We start from the raw sequence: 18,258 nt of genomic DNA on the forward strand, positions 1-18,258 counted from the left end.
CGCATCCGGCGGCTGGTTTCCCTCCTGTCCCGCCGCAAGATCGACCTGTTCCTCAGCGTTCGGTTGACGAACATCCGCTACCTTTGCGGGTTCGGTGGCAGCGACGCCGTCCTCCTGGTATCGGCCGAAGGGGCGATGCTGGTGACCGACGGACGGTATGCCGAGCGGTCGCGGCAGGAGGTCCGCGGCGTGGACGTCACCATCACCGACCGCAAATGGAGGGAGGTGACTCGGCGGATCCGGCACGCACGCCCCGCACGGATCGGATTCGAGTCCCGCCACCTGTCCGTGGAGTTGTTCCGGCTCCTCTCCCGCGGCTCCGAGAGGAAGTGGGTGGCGCTCCCGGATCCCGTAGAGGGGCTCCGGATGCGAAAGGAAGAGGGGGAAGTCCGCGCGATGGAGGAAGCCGCGGTCGCCGCGTCGTGCGCTCTTCTTGCCGTGCTCTCCAGGGGCTACCGGGGACGCACCGAATCGGAGGTGGCCGCAGACCTCGAGCGGGAGATGAAAGTCCTGGGCGCGGAGGAGACCTCCTTCCGGCCCATCGTCGCCTCCGGCCCCCGTGCCGCGATGCCCCATGCCGTCCCCAGCTCCTGCAGGATCGGCGACGCGGATTCCGTGATCATCGATTTCGGAGCACGGAAGGGAGGCTACTGCTCGGACGAAACGGTGACGCTGCTCCCCGGGCGGCCTTCCGGGTCCTTTCGGAAGGCGTACGACGCCGTTCGTCGGGCGCAGGAGGCGGGCATCCGGGCGATACGGCCAGGGATCCTCTGCCGGGAGGTCGACGCCCGCGTACGGGAATCTCTGGACCGCTCGGGATATTTAAAGTATTTTGTTCACTCTACCGGCCATGGAGTAGGCCTGGACATCCACGAGCGCCCCTCGCTCTCTCACCGGTCGAAGGACCGGCTTTCCGAGGGGATGGTGGTCACCGTGGAGCCCGGGGTCTACCTTCCCGGAAGGGGAGGGGTGAGGCTCGAGGACATGGTACGGGTCGCCGGGACTCGGGGGGAGCGGATCACCTATCTCCCGAAAGCGGTTCCGCCGCTGGGCTGAGGGGGAAAGAGGTTCGTGTATACAACAGCGGATTTTCGCAACGGGCTGAAGATCGAGTTCGAAGGGGACCCGTACATCATCGTCTATTTCCAGCATGTCAAGCCCGGGAAGGGGGGAGCGTTCGTCCGGACGAAGCTGAAGAACCTCAAGACGGGCGCCGTGCTCGAGCACACCTTCCGGAGCGGGGACAAGGTCGACAAACCGGATCTTGAAGACCGGGACATGCAGTTCATGTACAGGATGGAGAATGCGTACCACTTCATGGACACGGCGACCTACGAGCAGATTTACCTCGACGGGGACCACGTCGGCGACGCCGGGAACTACCTGATCGAGAACCTGCCCGTCAAGATCCTCTTTTACCGGGGAGAACCGATCGGGATCGACCTTCCCATCTTCATCGAGCTCCGGATCGTCGAGTCGGAGCCGGGAGTGAGGGGAGATACCGTGAGCGGGGGCAGCAAGCCGGCGAAACTGGAGTCCGGCGCCGTCGTGCAGGTTCCCCTGTTCCTCAACGTTGGGGACAAGATCAAGGTGGACACCCGAACGGGAACCTACATCGAGCGAGCGTAGTAGGGACACTGGAGGGGAACGACATGAATCTCAAAGAGATAAAGGAAATCCTGGAACTTCTGAAGGGGTCCGACGTTTCGGAGCTCGAGGTGGCCCGGGGGGAAAATGTGTTGAAGGTGCGCCGCGGGCCGTCGGGGGGGGAATTCCGCCAGGCCGCGGCCGTTCCCGCCCCGCCTCCGCTGGCGCCTGCCGGGGAGCCTTCCCGTGCGGAGACGGCGCCTGCACCCAAGACCAACGTCAAGGAGATCGTCTCCCCGATCGTCGGTACGTTTTACCGGGCCCCCGCACCGGACGCCTCTCCGTTCGTCGAGGTCGGCACGCGCGTCACGAAGGGGCAGGTGCTCTGCATCGTCGAGGCGATGAAGATCATGAACCAGATCGAATCCGACGCCGGCGGCACGGTGGCGGCGGTCCTCGTCGAGAACGGGCAGCCGGTGGCCTACGGGCAGCCGCTGTTCCACATCACGCTGGACTGAAGGGGACGGCATGATCCACAAGGTGCTGATCGCCAACCGGGGAGAGATCGCCGTCCGCATCATCCGAAGCTGCCGCGAGATGGGGATCAAGACCGTCGCGATCTATTCCACGATCGACAAGGACGCCATGCACGTCCGGATGGCCGACCAGTCGGTCTGCGTCGGCCCGCCCGAAAGCTCGGAGAGCTACCTGAACGTCCCCTCCATCCTGAGCGCCATCGAGATCACCGACGCCGACTCGGTCCACCCGGGATACGGCTTCCTGGCCGAGAATCCGGCGTTCGCGGAAATCTGCGAAAACTACGGCGTGAAGTTCATCGGACCTTCCTCCGAGGCGATCCGCCTGATGGGGGACAAGATCGAGGCGCGGCGGGCGGTCCAGAAGGTGAGGGTTCCCGTCGTCCCGGGGAGCGACAGCGCGATCACGGAGGAGGAAGAGGGGCTCAAGATCTCCAAGGATATCGGGTTCCCCGTGATCATCAAGGCGGCGGCCGGAGGAGGCGGAAGGGGGATGAAGATTGTCCACAGCCCGGCCTCCTTCATCAACGCATTCCTCACGGCGCAGTCGGAGGCCCTTTCGGCGTTCGGCGTCCCGGACGTCTACATCGAGAAATACTTCGAGCAGTCCCGGCACGTCGAAGTCCAGATCATGGGGGACAGCTTCGGCAGCGTGATCCATCTGGGGGACCGCGACTGCTCGATCCAGCGGCGCCACCAGAAGCTGATCGAGGAGGCGCCCGCGCCGTTCATCCCCGCGCGGATCCGCAACCGTCTCTGGAAGGCGGCCGTGGACGCGGCGACGGCGGTGGGTTATAACAATGTTGGGACCATCGAATTCCTGTATGTGCCCGACGGGGAGTTCTACTTCCTGGAGATGAATACCCGCATCCAGGTGGAGCATCCCGTCACCGAAGCGATCACGGGGGTCGACATCGTGCGGGAGCAGTTCCGCATCGCGGACGGGAAGAAGCTCCGGTTCGAGCAGAAGGACATCCATTTCCGGGGGCACGGCATCGAGTGCCGCATCAACGCCGAGGACTCCGGGAACTTCGTCCCGTCCCCGGGAACGATCCGTTCCTGCCTCTTCCCGGGGGGATTCGGCGTGCGCGTGGACACCGCGATCTATCCCGGGTACGTCATCCCTCCCACTTACGATTCGCTCCTCGGGAAGCTGATCGTTCACGGAGAGGACCGGAACGAGGCGATCAGCCGGATGCGTCGGGCGCTCGACGAGCTCCAGATCGAAGGCGTGAAGACCACGACGGATTTCCACAAGAAAATGATGAACAATACCGATTTCACCGAGGGACGGCTCTGGACGAACTTCCTGGAGAAGGCCAGGGGCTGAACGCACGGAAGGCCCCGTTGCGACCGCCGGCCGCGGCGCGTTGAGGAGCGAATAACCAGTGGATTTTATCGATTCCATCAAGAAGATCTTCTCCACCCGGGAGGCGGAGGACCGGGTGTCCCTGTCGCGACGCGTGCAGGCTGCCCCCCAGGATCCCCAGGCCCGGCAGAAGCTCGGCATCTTCCTCCTCCGCCAGGGGGAGGTGGTCGAGGGGCTTGACCAGCTGGCCCGGGCCGCCGTGATGTACGAAAAGGACGGTTTCGCGGGGAAGGCCGTGGCCGTCCTGCGCCAGATGCTCAAGCACGACCCGTCCAACATCGATTTCCTGCGGTGGCTCATTCGGTTGCTTGCGCAGGAAGGGCTCACGGGGGACGCACATGGGGAGATGGAAAGCGTGGCCGCCCGCCAGGGCCTGTTCGTTTCGGACGATCAAAAAATAGAGTTCTTCCGGCAGGCGGGCGAGAGTCTCCCGAGGTCTCCGCTGCCGTCGTTGTTCATCGCGGATCTCCTGCGTTCCCAGCGGAAATTCTACGAAGCGATCAACGAACTGGTGAAGGCCGCGCGCCAGGTCGTCCCCTCGGGGATGGTCCCGGAGTTTGTCGAACGGTTGACCGCGATGGTCCTGTCGGCGGGGGATGACGAGGAGATCCTCGAGTCATGCGGGTTCCTGTGGCTGAGGGTCGGAAGGAATTCCGAGGGCAACTCGCTCCTTTTACGGGTCATCAAGAAGGCCCGGGAAGAGGGGCGCATCGAGGACGCCGGAGAGATGAAGCGGGTCCTCGACGCGATCCTGGAAGGGTGGGACGTGGCGGCTTCGGACGCCTTCTCCTTCGCCGACGCGGCGCGGAAAATGGCCGAGCCGAAAGCATCTTCCCCCACCCCTTCGGAAACCGCCGCTCCCGAACCGATGGAACCTCCGCCGTCCGATGCGGGTTACCAAGAGGAGGCCAATATCGTCCGCGATGCGGTGTCGCGGCTCCAGGCGAAGGTACAGGAAGAAATCGGCGAATCCGATCCCGACGCGCGGTACAACCTCGGAATCGCCTACAAGGAGATGGGGCTGCTGGACGAGGCGGTCGGAGAATTCACCCGTGCACGGCAGAGGCCGGAGCTGTTCCTGGGCGCTTCCTCCCTGCTCGCCGACACGCTTGCCGCAAAGGGGGAATTCGCCTCGGCCGTCGCGACGCTCGACGAGGTCCTTTCCTCGGAGTCCTTGACGGAGTCGGAAATCCGGGACCTGCGATACCACAAGGCGGTGCTGCTGTCGCGCGACGGGAAGGACGAGGAATCGAAAGAGATCTTCCGATCGATTTTCGAGGAGGCGCCCCAATACCGGGACGTCGCCTCGCGCGTGGAGCACGACCTCCCGTAGGCGGCAAAGTTCCTCCGTCGCGACAGGGTTGCATTTCCCTTCGTTCCCGTGATAAAAAACGGTGAACAGGCGGGCGTAATTCAGGGGTAGAATGCAAGCTTCCCAAGCTTGACGTCGCCGGTTCGAATCCGGTCGCCCGCTCCATTCGATGATTCCCGGGAACGCGTCCCGGTGAAACGAAGAGCCTCTTCTCCAGCGGGGAAGGGGCTCTTCGCTTTTCGACGATTTCCTCTATAATTGGTAGTCATGTCGAGGCGATGGGCGTGGTGGACGGCAGGAGGCCTCCTCCTCGTCGTCCTCCTGGCGTTTGGGGCATGGCGGCTTTCCCGCGAGATCCCCGACCAACTGCGCAAGGCAGAGGAGGCGATCCGGGAGGAGGCCGCAAGGAACGGGCTACGGGTTTCGTACCGGAACCTCCGCTTCCATCTTTTGTACCCGCGAGTCTCGCTGGACAACCTGGTTGTCGTGGACGAGCGGCCGGGGATTGAGCTCCTGCGGGCCGAAAGCGTCGACGTCTCCCTTTCTCCCGGACGCCTGGTCTCCGGCGATTCCCCGGTTTCCCGCATCCGACTCCGGAAGTTCACCCTGCACGCCGAGGAAGCGGATCGGCCGGTGATCGACCGGCTGCGTGCCGGCAAGCGGACGGGGCCGATGCCGGAAATCCTTCTCCTCGGGGGAAACGTCCGCATCGGACCGTTCGGACCCCTGAAACGGTGGGAAGCAAGGGTCCCGGAACTGCGCCTCCGCGAGGTGAAATTCCTCGGGACAAGACTTTTCCTCAAGGCGGAAGAGGTTTCGGGGGAGATCGTCCTCCCCGACGCGGGAGCGGGGCAATGGCCGTTCGCCTCCCTGGAGGCGGACCTGATCGACCAGGAAGGCGTGCTCCGCATCCGGAAAATCCGGGCCTCGGGACCGTCCGCCACCGTGAGGATCTCGGGCTTCGTGGAACCTTCCCGGAAGTCCGGCGACGTGAAACTGTCGGGCGACGTCGACCTGGCCCGCTGGATTTCCGCGGGTGCCCCCTATGCTCGCTGGATCGGTAAACTCGCAGAAAATGGGAACGTCGATTACTCCGCCGAACTGGCGGGGAACCTGGAGGATCCCACAGGCTCGGGGAGGCTGATCCTCCACAACGGCCGGTTCCGCGGCAACACAGCGGTGGAGGCGGAGCTTGCCGCGACGGTGTCGAAGAGGAAAATCCGGATGGAATCCCTGAAGGGGAAACTCTTGGGAGGGACCCTTTCGGGCAGCGGATCCTATGACCTGGCCTCCGGCCAGGGAGAAGGGAAACTGTCCCTTGCGCGCGCGTCTTTCGGCACGGCTCCATGGAAGGAGTGGGGATTCGCTTGGCGTCCCGCCGGCGCGGGGGACGCGGAAATCGCTCTCTCCGGGAACCGCAGGGAGAGGGTTCATGCGGCATTCTCCTGGATGAATCCGGCGGGGCTGGAACGCACGGACGGAGACAAGGGGACCGGTGCGGATCTCCGGCTTTTGCTTGCCGCAACCGGAACGGCGGACCTTTTTCCCGACGGCCGGATTGCGGTTTCGGTGCTTCAGCTTCGCGCGGGGAAATCGACGCTGTCGGGGGCGGGAGAAGTCTTCCTGCAGGAAAGAAGCGGCCGGCTGGCGGGGGAGTTTTCCATTCCCAGGGGGATGGCATCGGATTACGGGTGGGACGCCCGCCTGTCCTGGGCAAACCTCGCCGGCAGGTGGGAGGTCGGCGGGCAGGTTGCCCGGCCGCGCGTTTCCGTGCGGGTGGAGGCGAAGTCCCTCGCGGTCCGAGCGCTCCCACCCGTTCCGTTGGTGGTCAAACTGGAGGGGGACCTCGCCGATGCCGTCCATTTCGTTGCGGACATCCCGGCCCCGATCGCCAAGGCGACGGCCACCGGAACGTTCACCGGCCCCCTGTCCACCGAGCCCCTCGCGGTCGAGGCGGCCGTTGCGGTGCGCGACATCGATTTCTCCGAGGGCAACCGCTGGGTCACGGCCGCACTGAGCTCCCCGGGGAGGGAACCGCCGGAGGCGGCGCGGGTTCTTGCGGGGCTGGCCGGATCGGGATCCGGCGACCTGCAGATCTCCATCGCCAGGGAGGCCGATTCCTTCACGGGCTCGTTGCATTCCCCCGAGCTTCGGCTCAAGGGGATCAAAGTCCGCGAGGTTTCCCTGGAGGGGGGATGGAGCCGCTCAGGGTCCGGAGAAGGTTGGAAGGCGACCGTCGACGGGAAGATGGAGGAGGGGGCGCTCCGGGTGGGGGGGGAAGGGAAAAACGGTTTGGCGGAAATTTCGGGAACGATCGAACGGCTCGACCTCGGCCAGGCGATCTCCCTCTTCGCGCGCGGAAAAGAACCGTCCCTCCAAGGGAAGGCAAGCATCCGTTTTTCGGCGAGGGGCTACGATCGGGTGTGGGAACTGGACCATCTATCCGCCTCCGCCTCCCGGCTGTCGATCGACAATGCGGTGCTGGAGGGGGTATCCGCGGAGGGATCCCTCGGCGCCTCCGCAGGCCGTTTCCGCATCGAAGCGCAATCCCCCGCGATGCGAATGACGGCGGACGTGCGCCGGGGGGGCGAGTGGCCGGTGAACTTCACCTGCGCTGCCAGCGGGGTCCCCACGGACTTCCTCCTCTCCGCGGCGGGGCGGTCGGGTCTTGCATCGGCAGGAAAGTGGAGCGCCGAGGCGGAGGGGACCGTTTTAACGGGCAAGTTTCTCTCGGAGAATCCCTTCCCGCCGGAAGCGGTTTCCGTGCTCCGGTTCTCCCTGTCGGGCGATGCTCCGTCGGTTTCGGGAGTGGCGTTCGAGGAACTGCGCGTGAGCGGGAAAAAGAACGGGGATGCCATCGCGGGGGAGATCTGGACCCGCAGACCCGACACCCGCCTCGCGTTCTCCGTCAACCTCAGGGAACCTTTCGGATTCCGGGTGGAAGGCCCCTTCGGCTTCGGGACCGCGGGAAACGGGATGGGGAAGGAGGAAAGGAAAGCCCGGTTCGCCCTGTCCGGCGGAGTGGAAATCGGCGGGTCGCTACGGGCCCTCTCGAACACCACGGGATCTTTCGAAGTCCGCCAGTTCACCTACAGGGACGGGGGATTCGAACTCTCCGGAAAAGGGATCTCGGCGCAGCTGTCCACGGAGGGGATCCGCTGGGCGGGGGGCGCCCTCACGGCAGCGGGCCACCCGTTGAACGTGTCGGGAAAGGTTTCCTGGAAAGGGGATCTCGACGTCCACATGGAGGGAAAGCTGCCGGCTGCCGCAATCCGCCTCGTCACCGACGTCTTCGACCGGCTGGACGGCACGATGCAGCTCGACCTGAGGCTAACGGGAAAGTGGGACGACCCCTCGATCGTGGGGACCGGTCGCCTCGACAGCGGGGTCTTCTCCTTCCGCGGGTATGCCCAGTTGTTCGAGGAGATGCGGGCGGATGCGGTCATCAGCCGCGAAAAGCTCATCTTCGAGCATTTCGAGGGAAGGAGCGGCGGGGGATACCTCGACGGAAGAGGAGAGCTTCCGCTCCGCTTCAACGCTCACCAGAGGCTGTTTTTTTCCGTGGATTTTTTCGACATGCGGTTTCCTTACCCCGAGGATTTCCGTCCCGTCCTGCAGGGGCACGTGGAGCTCCTGGGCCCCTACGACGATTTCCTCGTGACGGGGGACGTCGAAGTGCAATCCGCGCGGTACACCAAGACGCTCCGCCCGGAAAAGGTGCTCGTCGACTTCCGTAAGCGCCTTGCGGATGTGACGGCGCGCCGGGAAACGTCCGAATTCCGGGTCCGGCTGGATGTCAACGTGATTACGGACGGGACGATCAAAATAAAAAACAATCTCGCCGACGCGGACGCGAAGGGAGAGTTCAAGGTCGTCGGGGACATCTACCGGGTCATCGTTCTCGGGGCTTTCGAGGTCACCGAGGGAACCGTCGAATACCAGGGGAACCGATACGACCTGAAGCGGGTCAGCGTGGAGTTCCAGGATCCTCGGCGGAACAATCCGAGGCTGGACGCCCGCGCGGAAACGAAGAAGGGGAACGTGACGGTCACCGTGAGTGTGACCGGGACACTCGAAAAGTATGAAGTGGACTTTACGTCGGACCCCCCGCTCAGCAAGAACGACATCGTGAGCCTCCTGTCCCTGGGGGTGACCTCGCATGCGCTGGCCGGGTCCGAGGGGGCCGTCGGGGCGGGGGTAGCCTCCACTCTTGTTCTCGGCCCTTACAAGGGGAGAGTCGAGGAGGGGATCCAAGGGATCGTGAGGCTGGACAAGTTCGCGATCGAGCCGGGGTTTTCCGCCTCCAGCAAGTCCTTCGAGCCGAAGTTCATCGTCGGCAAGTCCTTCGGGGACCGGTTTTCGGTTTCGGTTTCCACGGGCTTGGGGACTACCTCCGAGAGCAGCGCGACCGCCGAGTACAAGCTTCTGGAGAACGTGTTTCTCTCGGGCGCCTGGGAAGGCGCGACCACGACCACGGAAGGCGACCTTGGCGCCGATGTCAAGATCCGCTACCGCTATCGACAGTTCAAGGATTTCCTGAGTGGCCGTGATTAGGCGACTCCTGGCAGCAGTGGCGGCGGGGATCCTCCTCGCGGCTTCCTTGGCCCCGGGTGAAAGCGTCGCTGCCGAAGGCAAGAGGGCTCCCGTCGTCGGTTCGGTGCGTTTCCAGGTTTCCTCTCCCTATCTCATTTCCTACGCCGAGCTTGCCGGCCTCGTTACGATCCGCCCGGGGGTTCCCCTGACGGAAGAGGCGGTGCGGGATTCCATCCGCGGCCTGTACGCCAAGTCCATCTTCCGGGAGGTTGTCGCCTATGCACGGGAGGAGGGGGGGAAGACGGACGTTCTTTTCTACCTCCATCCCTCGCCGGCGATCAGCGAAATCGAGGTTGCGGGGGCCAGGAAGGTGCCCTCCGCCCAGGTGTTGGCGGCATCCCGCATCCGGCGCGGAACTTCCCTGGAAGAGCGCGACTTCCGGGAGGCCGAGGAGTCGGTGAAGAAGATTTTGCGGCGGAAGGGGTTCACTTCTGCCGCCGTCTCCGTTTCCGCCACCTGCAATCTGGAAAACGGCGCCGGAAAGGTGCGGATCGACGTGCGGGAGGGGCCTCCCGCCGTGGTGCGCAGTGTCAGCCTCCCCGGGGCCGTTTTCTTTACGCAGGACAAACTGCGCGAAATGCTCGAGGCATCCCGCGGATCCCCCTTCGATTATAAACGTTGGGAGGACGGGATCCGGAAGCTGCGGGTCGCTTATAAGAAATCGGGCTTCCTCACCGTGCACATTTCCGAGGCGGATGTCGTCTGCGAGGACGGCGAGGGTTTCTGCCTTTCCGCCCGTGTCGAAGAGGGGCCGAGGTACAGCGTGCTGTGGGAAGGGCCAAAGCGAATCTCGGTCTCAAGACTGGAAGATGCGTGCGGGATCTACGGGGACGAGGAAACGACCGAGGGTGGGCTGGTGCACGACTTGCGCGACCGTCTGCTTGCTTTCTACCGGGAGCGTGCGTTCTTGCGGGCGGAGGTGGAGGTCGACGTCACGGAAGGAGGCGATGGCTTTCGCCAGCTGAAGATCACGGTGCGGGAAGACTTGACAGGCTACCTGAAGAAGATCCGGTTCGCAGGGAATGCGAACCTGTCCGACCAGCAGCTTCGGAAGCAGATGACGTCCGAGGAGAAGGGGATCTTTTCCTTCCTCACGGGCTCGGGGAAACTCCGCGAGGAGGAGTGGAACGACGACCTGAACGCCCTGGTCGGGCTCTACCAGAAGGAGGGGTTCGTCCGCGCCCGTATCAACGCCGTCGACAACCAATGGGATGAAAGCGGCGGCATCACCGAGACGATCCGCATCGAGGAAGGCGCCCGCTACCTCCTCCGGGAGATCCGTTTCCGCGGAAACGACCATTTCCTGCGGAACGAGCTGATGGCTCACGTCGACAACCGGGAGGGGAAATTCGTCGACTACGTGGGTCTCGAGAAGGATCAGGAGGGCATCGCGGCACATTACCGGGATTCGGGATACCTGGATGTCCGGATTACGACGCAGCTCCTCTTCGACGAGGGGAAGGATACGACGGTGGCCCAGTTCGGCATCGAAGAGGGGCCGCGGTACCGGCTGGGGAAGGTCGTGGTCCAGGGGAACCTGCTGACCGACCCGGTGGTGGTCTTTCGTGAAGTCGGCATCGCCGAGGGGTCACCTGCCGGAGAGAAGGACCTGCTGAAATTCCAGCGGGCGGTCTTCGGGACGGGATTGTACAAGAGCGTACGGATCCAGAAGGTAAAGCGGCCGGCCGAGGGGATCCTGGATCTGGTCGTCGAAGTGGAGGAGACGTTCTTTTTCGAAATCGAGTTCGGGGCGGGGTATGGAACCGATACGGGGGTGAGGGGATTCGTCGGCGCCAAAAACCGGAACCTCGACGGGAAGGGGCGGTCGTTCTCGTCCCGAGTTTCCGCCAGCCAGAAGGAGCAGAAGTACATCGGGGACCTGCGGGAGCCCTGGATCTTCGGAAACCGGTGGAAATGGGAGGGTGGCCTCACCGCCTACTACCAGGAGGCGGAGCGCATCAGCTTCAGCCTCCGGAAAGCCAGCATCATCGCGAGCATCACCCAGACCTTCTTCGAGCGGTCCTCCCTGTCCTTCCAGTACGAAGTCTCGCGGGACCACGTCTTCAACGTGGCGGCCGGCGCCATCCTGTCGCCGGAAGACCAGGGGAGTGCCAACATCGCGGCGGTGCGTACGCTCGCCGTCCTCGATTTGCGGGACGATCCCTTCAACCCGCGTCACGGATCGTTCAATTCGGGCACCGCCGAGCTGGCCTCCTACTATTTCGGGTCCGAGGTCGATTACTACAAGCTGACGGGACAGTCCAGCTGGTATTTCCCGGTCCTCCGGAAGAACACGTTCGTCGTGTCCGGGCGGGGGGGATACATCCGGCCCCTCCGCGACACCGTGGAAGTCCCGATCCAGAAGAGGTTCTTCCTCGGGGGGCGGACGACGGTCCGCGGGTTCAAGGAGGAATCGCTCGGCCCCCAGGCCGCTGACGGAACGGCCATCGGCGGGAATTACATGGTGAACCTCAACACGGAGTTCCGGCTCCCGCTGCAGTACGGATTCAACGTGGCCCTGTTCGTCGACGCCGGAAGCGTGTGGCTCCACGGAATCCCGAACGCCGGCTTCGACCTCAGGAAAAGCGCGGGTCTCGGCCTCCGGTACGTGACCCCCATTGGGCCGATCGCCCTGGACAATGGATGGAAGCTCGACCGCCGGGATGGAGAATCGGAATCCGAATGGCACTTTACGATCGGAGCCGTTTTCTGACGGCGGCCCGGGTTTACGCCCGCGCGGGCACCGCTTCCTTCTGTTTTCCGCCTTCCTCGTCATGCGGAAATCATGGTAACTTGCACCTGACGCGGGCAAAGCACAGGGGAGAAGGAACCGTCCACTGGATTCAATGATTCGTTGGAGATTTCCGTTCGTGGCCATGGTGCTGGGGGTGATCGCCTGCACCCTCCTGGCCGGCCGTTTCCTTTCCGCGGGAGCGTTTTCTGCGGGATCCGGGCTGTTGCCGGCCGTCCTGGGGGAACTGCTCATGGGCGGCGGTCTGTACCTGTTCCTGGAGTACAGGGTCTTCCGGCCCGCGGAACGCTGGAGGGAAAAAGTTTCCACTGCGGGAATGAATCCGATTCCCCTCGAGGCGGGCATTCTCAGTCCTCTCGCCGCGGTTGCGGCGGAGAGATACGGCCGGGCGCTCGTGGAGCTGGAACGGGGGATCGGCGAAAGGGAGGAAAAGCTTCGCCAGGTGGAGATGCTCCGGCGCGACCTGGAAGAGACCAAGGTCCATCTCGAGTCCAAGATCCAGGACCTGCACACCATCTACGACGTGTCCACCGCCATCGCAGGGACGCTCGACGCCGAGGAGCTCTTCCGGATCCTTCCTGAACGGGTCATGCGGACCCTGGGGCTCAACGACTTCGCCATCCTTCTCTACAACCCCGACACCCGGATGCTGACCTGCCGGGCGGGGGCAGGGATGGCCTCGGACCTTGCCGGAGAGTTCGAGATCGCCACCGGCGAAGGCGTTTCGGGAAGGGTGTTCGAGACGGGGGAGCCGATTTACCTCCCCGATGTCCGCTCCTCTTCCGAGTTCCTCTATTACGGAGGCAGGAGGATGGACGTGCGCTCCTTCATGTGCGTGCCGCTCCTGTCCAAGGGGAGGGCGATCGGTGTACTGAACGTACACCAGCCGTTGCCGAACGCATTTGACGCCGAATCGCTTGCGACGATGCGCGTACTCGCTTCCTACCTGGCGATCGCCATCGAGAACGCCGACCTGTTCCACTTCGTCAAGACGCTTGCCGAGAAGGACTCCCTCACCCTGCTGTACAACCACGGAGCATTCCATGAAAAAATCCAGATCGAGCTGGAAAGGGCAGCGCGGTACGGGCGTGCGCTTTCCGTCATCATGCTCGACCTGGACGGCTTCAAGGGGATCAACGATGCCTACGGGCATGTGGTGGGGGACCGGATCCTCCTGATGACGGCGGGGGTGCTCTGCGCGCACCTGCGGAAAAGCGACATCGCGGCGCGGTACGGGGGGGACGAGTTTGCCGTGATCCTCCCGGAGACGGACCTGGTGGCGGCCACCACCATCGCAGGCCGGATCGCGGCGGGGATTTCCGAGGTCCGGATGGACACCGGGAAGGGGAGCGCGATCACGTTCACCGCGAGCATCGGATATGCGGCCTGCCTGCCCGATTCCTCCGGGCGCGAGAACATTTTGAACGTCGCGGACCGGCTGATGTACGAGTCGAAACGCCGGGGGCCCGGGGGAGTGCTGGGCGAGCAGCTGTGATCCCGACGGGAGAAAACCATGGATAGGAACAAGGTGGAAAACTATCGCCTCTCGCTCTTCGGGCGGATGGTGATGGGAGTTTCGCACGAGGTCGACAACTACCTGAGCGTCATCCTCGGCTTCTCTGAACTGATCCAGATCTCGGGCGGAGGCGAGAAGAAGACGCTGGACAGTGTCGGCAAGATCCTCAACGCGGGGGAAAAGATCAACAGCCTCATCCGGTATTTCTCCCAATACGTCCGTCCCCACGATCCCGTCCGAGAGCGGTTCTCACCCGCGGAGGCGCTGCGGGAAAGTCTCGTTTTCTCCCGCTACGACCTGGGGCGGAACAACGTGGCCCTGGCCTTGCCGGAAAATTTCCCCCGGGGTCTTATAACCGCCGACCGCAGGGATTTTGCCCTTGCCTTGCTCGCCCTGATGTTCAACGGGTCGGAGGCGATGGCGCCTGGAGGGGGGACTCTCCGACTGGAGGTTTCCCTGCGGGATGGGGGGTGGGAATTCGCCGTGACCGATGAGGGGCCGGGAATTCCCCCCGAGATCGCCCAGCGGATCTTCGAGGAGGGTTTCACGACGAAGAAAGGGTCTCTACACGCCGGCATGGGTCTCCCCCTTGCGCGGTACCTGGCGGCGGAAATGGGAGGGACGGTCTCCGTGGCCAATCCGCCGACGGGCGGCTGCGAGGCCGTTCTCAGGATCCCCGGGAACTGAAACCCCCGGGAGAAAAGAAGGGAGCGACCGTTGTTCTGGTCATGCATCCCGCGGCGACGGGAGAATCCCTGGAATGCGGCTGCTGCAGACGGAGGTATACCGTGAAGAAAATCGGCATGCAGATCCGCGACAAGGTGCTCCTCTACGGAACCATCTGCCCGGAGTGCGTCCTTCGGGGTCCGAAAGGAGCTGCCAAAAGACTGAACGATCGGCTCCTGGCCCGGATGGACGAACCGTCGGGCGCGTTGCGGCGAAGCGGCTGGAAGAAGATCGGCAGACTTCAAGTGCTGACGGCCCTGAAAGTGGCGGCCCTGGAGGAGACCGATTCGTTTCCGCTGGAGGCCAGGCAGGCCGCCGTAAGGGAGTTGAGGGAAAAGAGATAGACCGAAGAGGAAATTTCCCGTAAGTATCCCAATCGATAACCGATCGGTCACTTCCTGGTCGAGGACTTTACCCTGGGGGTGATTCTCTGCCACCCGGATTGCAATTCATGGAGAGAAAGGCTTGCGATGAATCGACTCCTCCGAGTATTTCTTGGCCTGGTCCTGTTGTCCTTCCCCCTCGGACAGCAATGTCTCGCGGATGAAGTCTCGTCGATTTCCCGGGCGCTCGAAACCGTTAAAACGGACATCGGGAATTTTTATCTGGATCGCACGAACCTGATCGTGCTGGGGATCGGACTCGGAGGCGCAGCGATCGTCGCCAATACGGCGATCGATCGGGAGATCCGCGACAAGTACCAGGAAAACATTCGAAGCAAAGGAACGGACGATGCGGGGAAAATTTTCAAGGTGCCTGGAACCGCGCTTGTTGCCGTACCGGTCTACATCGGCACCTATGGAACCGGCTTGTTGCTTCGAAATCCGACGGTGGAGGAATGGGCTCAAAAATCGTTCAGGGCGACAGTTGTTGGCGCCCCTGCTCTCTTGTTCTTCCAGGAGGCAACAGGGGCAGACCGGCCGACAGAGGGAGATTCCCATTGGAGGCCGTTTCGCAATTCGCATGGGGCCAGCGGTCACGCGTTCATTGGCGGTATCCCATTTATCACTGCCGCGAAGATGAGCGAAAACACCTATAGGAAGGGGGTCTTTTACGGGCTGTCGACTTTGGCGGGGATGTCCCGGATCAACGACGACGAGCACTATTTTTCCCAGGCGGCATTGGGGTGGTATCTTGCATATTTGAGCAGCGCCGCTGTCGAAAAGGGAGATGATCGGCGGGAAGGAAAGATACATGTCGGGATTATTCCCGTCTCGAAGGGCGTGGCGTTCACTGCTCAAAAAAACTGGTAAATCGAAAACCCCGGAATCCTTGGTGCCGAAGGGGGGATTTGCCCGATGAGCCTCGTGCGATCTCGCACTTACCCCTCCGGAGATAGCGAGCGGGGTACCCCAGGGAGCGCACTTCGTCCGGGAGTGGGGCTGGCCTCACGGCAGCTCGCGTTCAAATCCCCAGTAATGGCAATGGTTGTGGGATAAAGCCTGGTTGTGGTGCCGAAGGGGGGATTTGAACCCCCACGTGGTTGCCCACACTAGACCCTGAATCTAGCGCGTCTGCCAGTTCCGCCACTTCGGCACTCGAACCGCGGACATAGGATTATAGCAAATCGCTATCCGTGTTTACCGGCAAAATGTAGGATGAAAGGGATGCAATTGAAGAATAAGGAATACTGGGAGGAATGGCTCCGGCGGAACGCCGAAGCCCTTCGCGCCACGGTTTCCAACGTCCATGACTGGTACAGGCTTGCGGGTGTTTCCAAGGGGGAGCGCCGGCTGTTCCGGGGCGCGCTGAAAAGCGTGGGCGAAGGGTACGGCCGGCGGGGGAAGGGGAAGTTCCGGCGCAGCCCCGCGCCGGAAGACTCCGGGCGGCCTGAAACCCCGTACCGCGCCCCTTCCCGCCCGGGGGAAAAGGAGCACGCCGGGCCCGTCCGGGAGGGACGCCTGCGATTTACGCGCGAGGGGAGACCCCTCGTCATTCCCGATGCTCCCGACGAGCCGGCGATCCGCATCCCCGGTCATGCACTCTCGGGCGCCTGGCCCAAGGACCGTGTCCGTGTCCGGCTGGAGCGTCGAAGGGGCGGCGCCCCCCCCTACGGGCGGATCGTACAGGTCCTGGAGCGAGGGATCCGCGCCTTCGTGGGAAGGTACTCCCCGATCGGCGAGCGGGCGTTCATCCGGTTCAGGGACCGCGAGGCAGACCTTCACCTTCCCGTGACGATTCCCCATGCCTTGAAACCTGGGCCGGGGGATCTGGTCCTCGCGGAAATCGACCGGTACCCGGGCAGAGGGGACGAGGGGCGGGCCCGGATCCTCCGTGTCCTCGGGAAGGACCACACCATGGAGACGATCTTTCTCGCCGTCTCTTGTGCGCGGGACCTGCCCGTGGAGTTCTCGGACGGGGCGCTTCGGGGAGCGGAGGAGATCCCGCAGACGGTCCGGTTCCCCGGCGAGCGCCAGGGGGAAGGCGGGAGGTGGGACGGCCTCCAGCGGATCGACCAGCGGGCCCTTCCTTACGTTACCATCGACGGTGAAGATGCGCGCGACTTCGACGACGCCGTCTGTCTCGTGGAGGAGCGCGGGCGTACTCGTCTTCTCGTGGCCATCGCGGACGTCTCCCATTACGTAACGATCGGGTCGAAGATCGACCGTGACGCCTACGCGCGTGGCACCAGCGTCTATTTCCCGGATCGAGCCGTCCCGATGCTTCCCACCGCGCTCTCGGAGGGGGTTTGCAGCCTGAAACCGGGGGTCAACCGCTTCACGATGACCGTGGAGATACCTCTCGATCCGCAGTGCCGTCCCGGCCGGGCTTCCTTCTATCCCTCCGTCATCCGGAGCCGCGCAAGGCTAACCTACGAAGAGGTCCACGCATTTTTCGGCGGTTCTTCGCCACGCCTCGGGAGGGGGAAGATCTCCCCGGACGTCGGGGAGATGCTTCGGCGGATGGAGATCGCGGCCGGCCGGCTGACCCTCGCCCGCATGGACCGCGGGGCGCTCGACTTCGACCTTCCCGAGGCAAAGGTCGTGGTGGACGGCGGCCTTCCCGTGAAGGTGGAGGCGGTCCCCCGCCGGGAGTCCCACCGGCTCATCGAAGAGTTCATGCTGGTTGCGAACGCCGCAGTGGCGGAGTTCCTCTCGGAGAAGGGACTCACGTTCCTGTCCCGAATCCACGAGCCTCCGACCGAAGATCGGATGGAAGAGTTCGAGGAGACCGCCGCACGGTTGCTTCGGCGGGTGAAGGCCGTCGAACGTCGCGACGTCTCTTCCCGTCTGCAGGGCTGGGCAGAGGCTGCCCGCGGGGGAAAATACGAGAAAACCATCAACCTTTTGATGCTGCGCAGCTTGATGCTGGCGCGATACGACCCCGAGCAGCTGGGTCATTTCGGGCTGGCGCTGTCCCGGTATACGCATTTTACCTCTCCCATCCGCCGGTACCCCGACCTGATCGTCCACCGGGTGCTCAGGGCCGCGCTGGGAGAGAAGAGCCTGTCTGCCTACGCCGCGGCGCTCAAGGAAAAGGGGGACGAGATCGGCCGGCACATGAGCGCCCGGGAGCGGGCAGCAATGGACGCGGAGCGCGATGTCGAGCAACGCGCCAAGGCGCTCTATCTTTCGACGAGGGTGGGGGAAACCTTCACCGGAGTGATCTCCTCCATCCTGGCCTTCGGGTTCTTCGTCGAACTCGTCGAATGCTATGCGGAGGGATTCATCCATATCTCCACGCTTCGGGATGACGATTACCGGTATTCCGGGGATCGCGGGGAGTGGGTTGGCGCTCTCCGGAAAACCCGGTTTTCCCTTGGGGACCGGCTCCGGGTGAGGGTCCGGCGCGCCGACGTGGACCGAGGCGAAATCGACCTTGTTTTCATTGAAAAACTGCCGGATTCCTCCTAGAATGGTGGGCAAT

12 protein-coding genes and 2 tRNA genes are annotated in these 18,258 nt (G+C 63.6%); 13 read left to right on the forward strand and 1 reads right to left on the reverse strand.

Annotated features, from left to right (window positions below; all coding sequences use genetic code 11):
• Positions 1-3: 3 nt before the first annotated feature.
• From A2Z13_09630 to A2Z13_09685, 12 genes are all read left to right on the forward strand, one after another.
• On the forward strand, positions 4-1,056 hold the full coding sequence (locus A2Z13_09630; GenBank protein ID OGP80937.1) for a hypothetical protein: 1,053 nt from the start codon (positions 4-6) through the stop codon (positions 1,054-1,056).
• 15 nt (positions 1,057-1,071) lie between these two features.
• Positions 1,072-1,629, forward strand: a complete 558-nt coding sequence (locus A2Z13_09635; protein ID OGP80878.1) for an elongation factor P — start codon at positions 1,072-1,074, stop codon at positions 1,627-1,629.
• Between the two features lie 23 nt (positions 1,630-1,652).
• Positions 1,653-2,105, forward strand: coding sequence for an acetyl-CoA carboxylase, biotin carboxyl carrier protein (locus A2Z13_09640; GenBank protein ID OGP80879.1), 453 nt, complete (start codon positions 1,653-1,655; stop codon positions 2,103-2,105).
• A gap of 10 nt (positions 2,106-2,115) precedes the next feature.
• Positions 2,116-3,453, forward strand: coding sequence for an acetyl-CoA carboxylase biotin carboxylase subunit (locus tag A2Z13_09645; protein ID OGP80880.1), 1,338 nt, complete (start codon positions 2,116-2,118; stop codon positions 3,451-3,453).
• A 58-nt stretch (positions 3,454-3,511) separates the two neighbouring features.
• Positions 3,512-4,825: a hypothetical protein gene (locus A2Z13_09650; GenBank protein OGP80881.1), complete on the forward strand. Its 1,314-nt coding sequence runs from the start codon at positions 3,512-3,514 to the stop codon at positions 4,823-4,825.
• A gap of 69 nt (positions 4,826-4,894) precedes the next feature.
• Positions 4,895-4,969: transfer RNA gene (locus A2Z13_09655), tRNA-Gly, on the forward strand.
• Between the two features lie 93 nt (positions 4,970-5,062).
• Positions 5,063-9,358, forward strand: coding sequence for a hypothetical protein (locus A2Z13_09660; protein OGP80882.1), 4,296 nt, complete (start codon positions 5,063-5,065; stop codon positions 9,356-9,358).
• Positions 9,359-9,374: 16 nt separating this feature from the next.
• Complete coding sequence (locus A2Z13_09665) at positions 9,375-12,110, forward strand: outer membrane protein assembly factor BamA (GenBank protein OGP80883.1); 2,736 nt, start codon at positions 9,375-9,377, stop codon at positions 12,108-12,110.
• 163 nt (positions 12,111-12,273) lie between these two features.
• Positions 12,274-13,644, forward strand: coding sequence for a hypothetical protein (locus A2Z13_09670; protein ID OGP80884.1), 1,371 nt, complete (start codon positions 12,274-12,276; stop codon positions 13,642-13,644).
• An 18-nt stretch (positions 13,645-13,662) separates the two neighbouring features.
• Positions 13,663-14,352, forward strand: a complete 690-nt coding sequence (locus A2Z13_09675; GenBank protein OGP80885.1) for a hypothetical protein — start codon at positions 13,663-13,665, stop codon at positions 14,350-14,352.
• 41 nt (positions 14,353-14,393) lie between these two features.
• Positions 14,394-14,735 (forward strand): hypothetical protein, encoded by a 342-nt coding sequence (locus A2Z13_09680; GenBank protein OGP80886.1) that lies wholly within the window; start codon positions 14,394-14,396, stop codon positions 14,733-14,735.
• Between the two features lie 126 nt (positions 14,736-14,861).
• Complete coding sequence (locus A2Z13_09685) at positions 14,862-15,644, forward strand: hypothetical protein (GenBank protein ID OGP80887.1); 783 nt, start codon at positions 14,862-14,864, stop codon at positions 15,642-15,644.
• A gap of 196 nt (positions 15,645-15,840) precedes the next feature.
• On the opposite strand, the gene A2Z13_09690 is transcribed toward A2Z13_09685, so the two are convergent.
• A tRNA-Leu gene (locus A2Z13_09690) sits at positions 15,841-15,927 on the reverse strand.
• Positions 15,928-15,998: 71 nt separating this feature from the next.
• Here A2Z13_09690 and A2Z13_09695 point away from each other — a divergent pair.
• A complete protein-coding gene (locus A2Z13_09695) occupies positions 15,999-18,245 on the forward strand; it encodes a ribonuclease R (GenBank protein OGP80888.1) in 2,247 nt (748 codons plus the stop codon).
• Positions 18,246-18,258 lie beyond the last annotated feature (13 nt).

The sequence above is a fragment of the Deltaproteobacteria bacterium RBG_16_64_85 genome, assembly GCA_001798885.1.
GTDB lineage: Bacteria > Desulfobacterota > Deferrimicrobia > Deferrimicrobiales > Deferrimicrobiaceae > FEB-35.

Bases quoted from the DNA above. Each gene is read 5' to 3' on its own strand.
- A2Z13_09640 (OGP80879.1), top strand. From the start codon at position 1,653: ATGAATCTCAAAGAGATAAAGGAAATCCTGGAACTTCTGAAGGGGTCC.
- A2Z13_09645 (OGP80880.1), top strand. From the start codon at position 2,116: ATGATCCACAAGGTGCTGATCGCCAACCGGGGAGAGATCGCCGTCCGC.
- A2Z13_09670 (OGP80884.1), top strand. From the start codon at position 12,274: ATGGTGCTGGGGGTGATCGCCTGCACCCTCCTGGCCGGCCGTTTCCTT.
- A2Z13_09675 (OGP80885.1), top strand. From the start codon at position 13,663: ATGGATAGGAACAAGGTGGAAAACTATCGCCTCTCGCTCTTCGGGCGG.
- A2Z13_09680 (OGP80886.1), top strand. From the start codon at position 14,394: ATGCATCCCGCGGCGACGGGAGAATCCCTGGAATGCGGCTGCTGCAGA.
- A2Z13_09685 (OGP80887.1), top strand. From the start codon at position 14,862: ATGAATCGACTCCTCCGAGTATTTCTTGGCCTGGTCCTGTTGTCCTTC.
- A2Z13_09695 (OGP80888.1), top strand. From the start codon at position 15,999: ATGCAATTGAAGAATAAGGAATACTGGGAGGAATGGCTCCGGCGGAAC.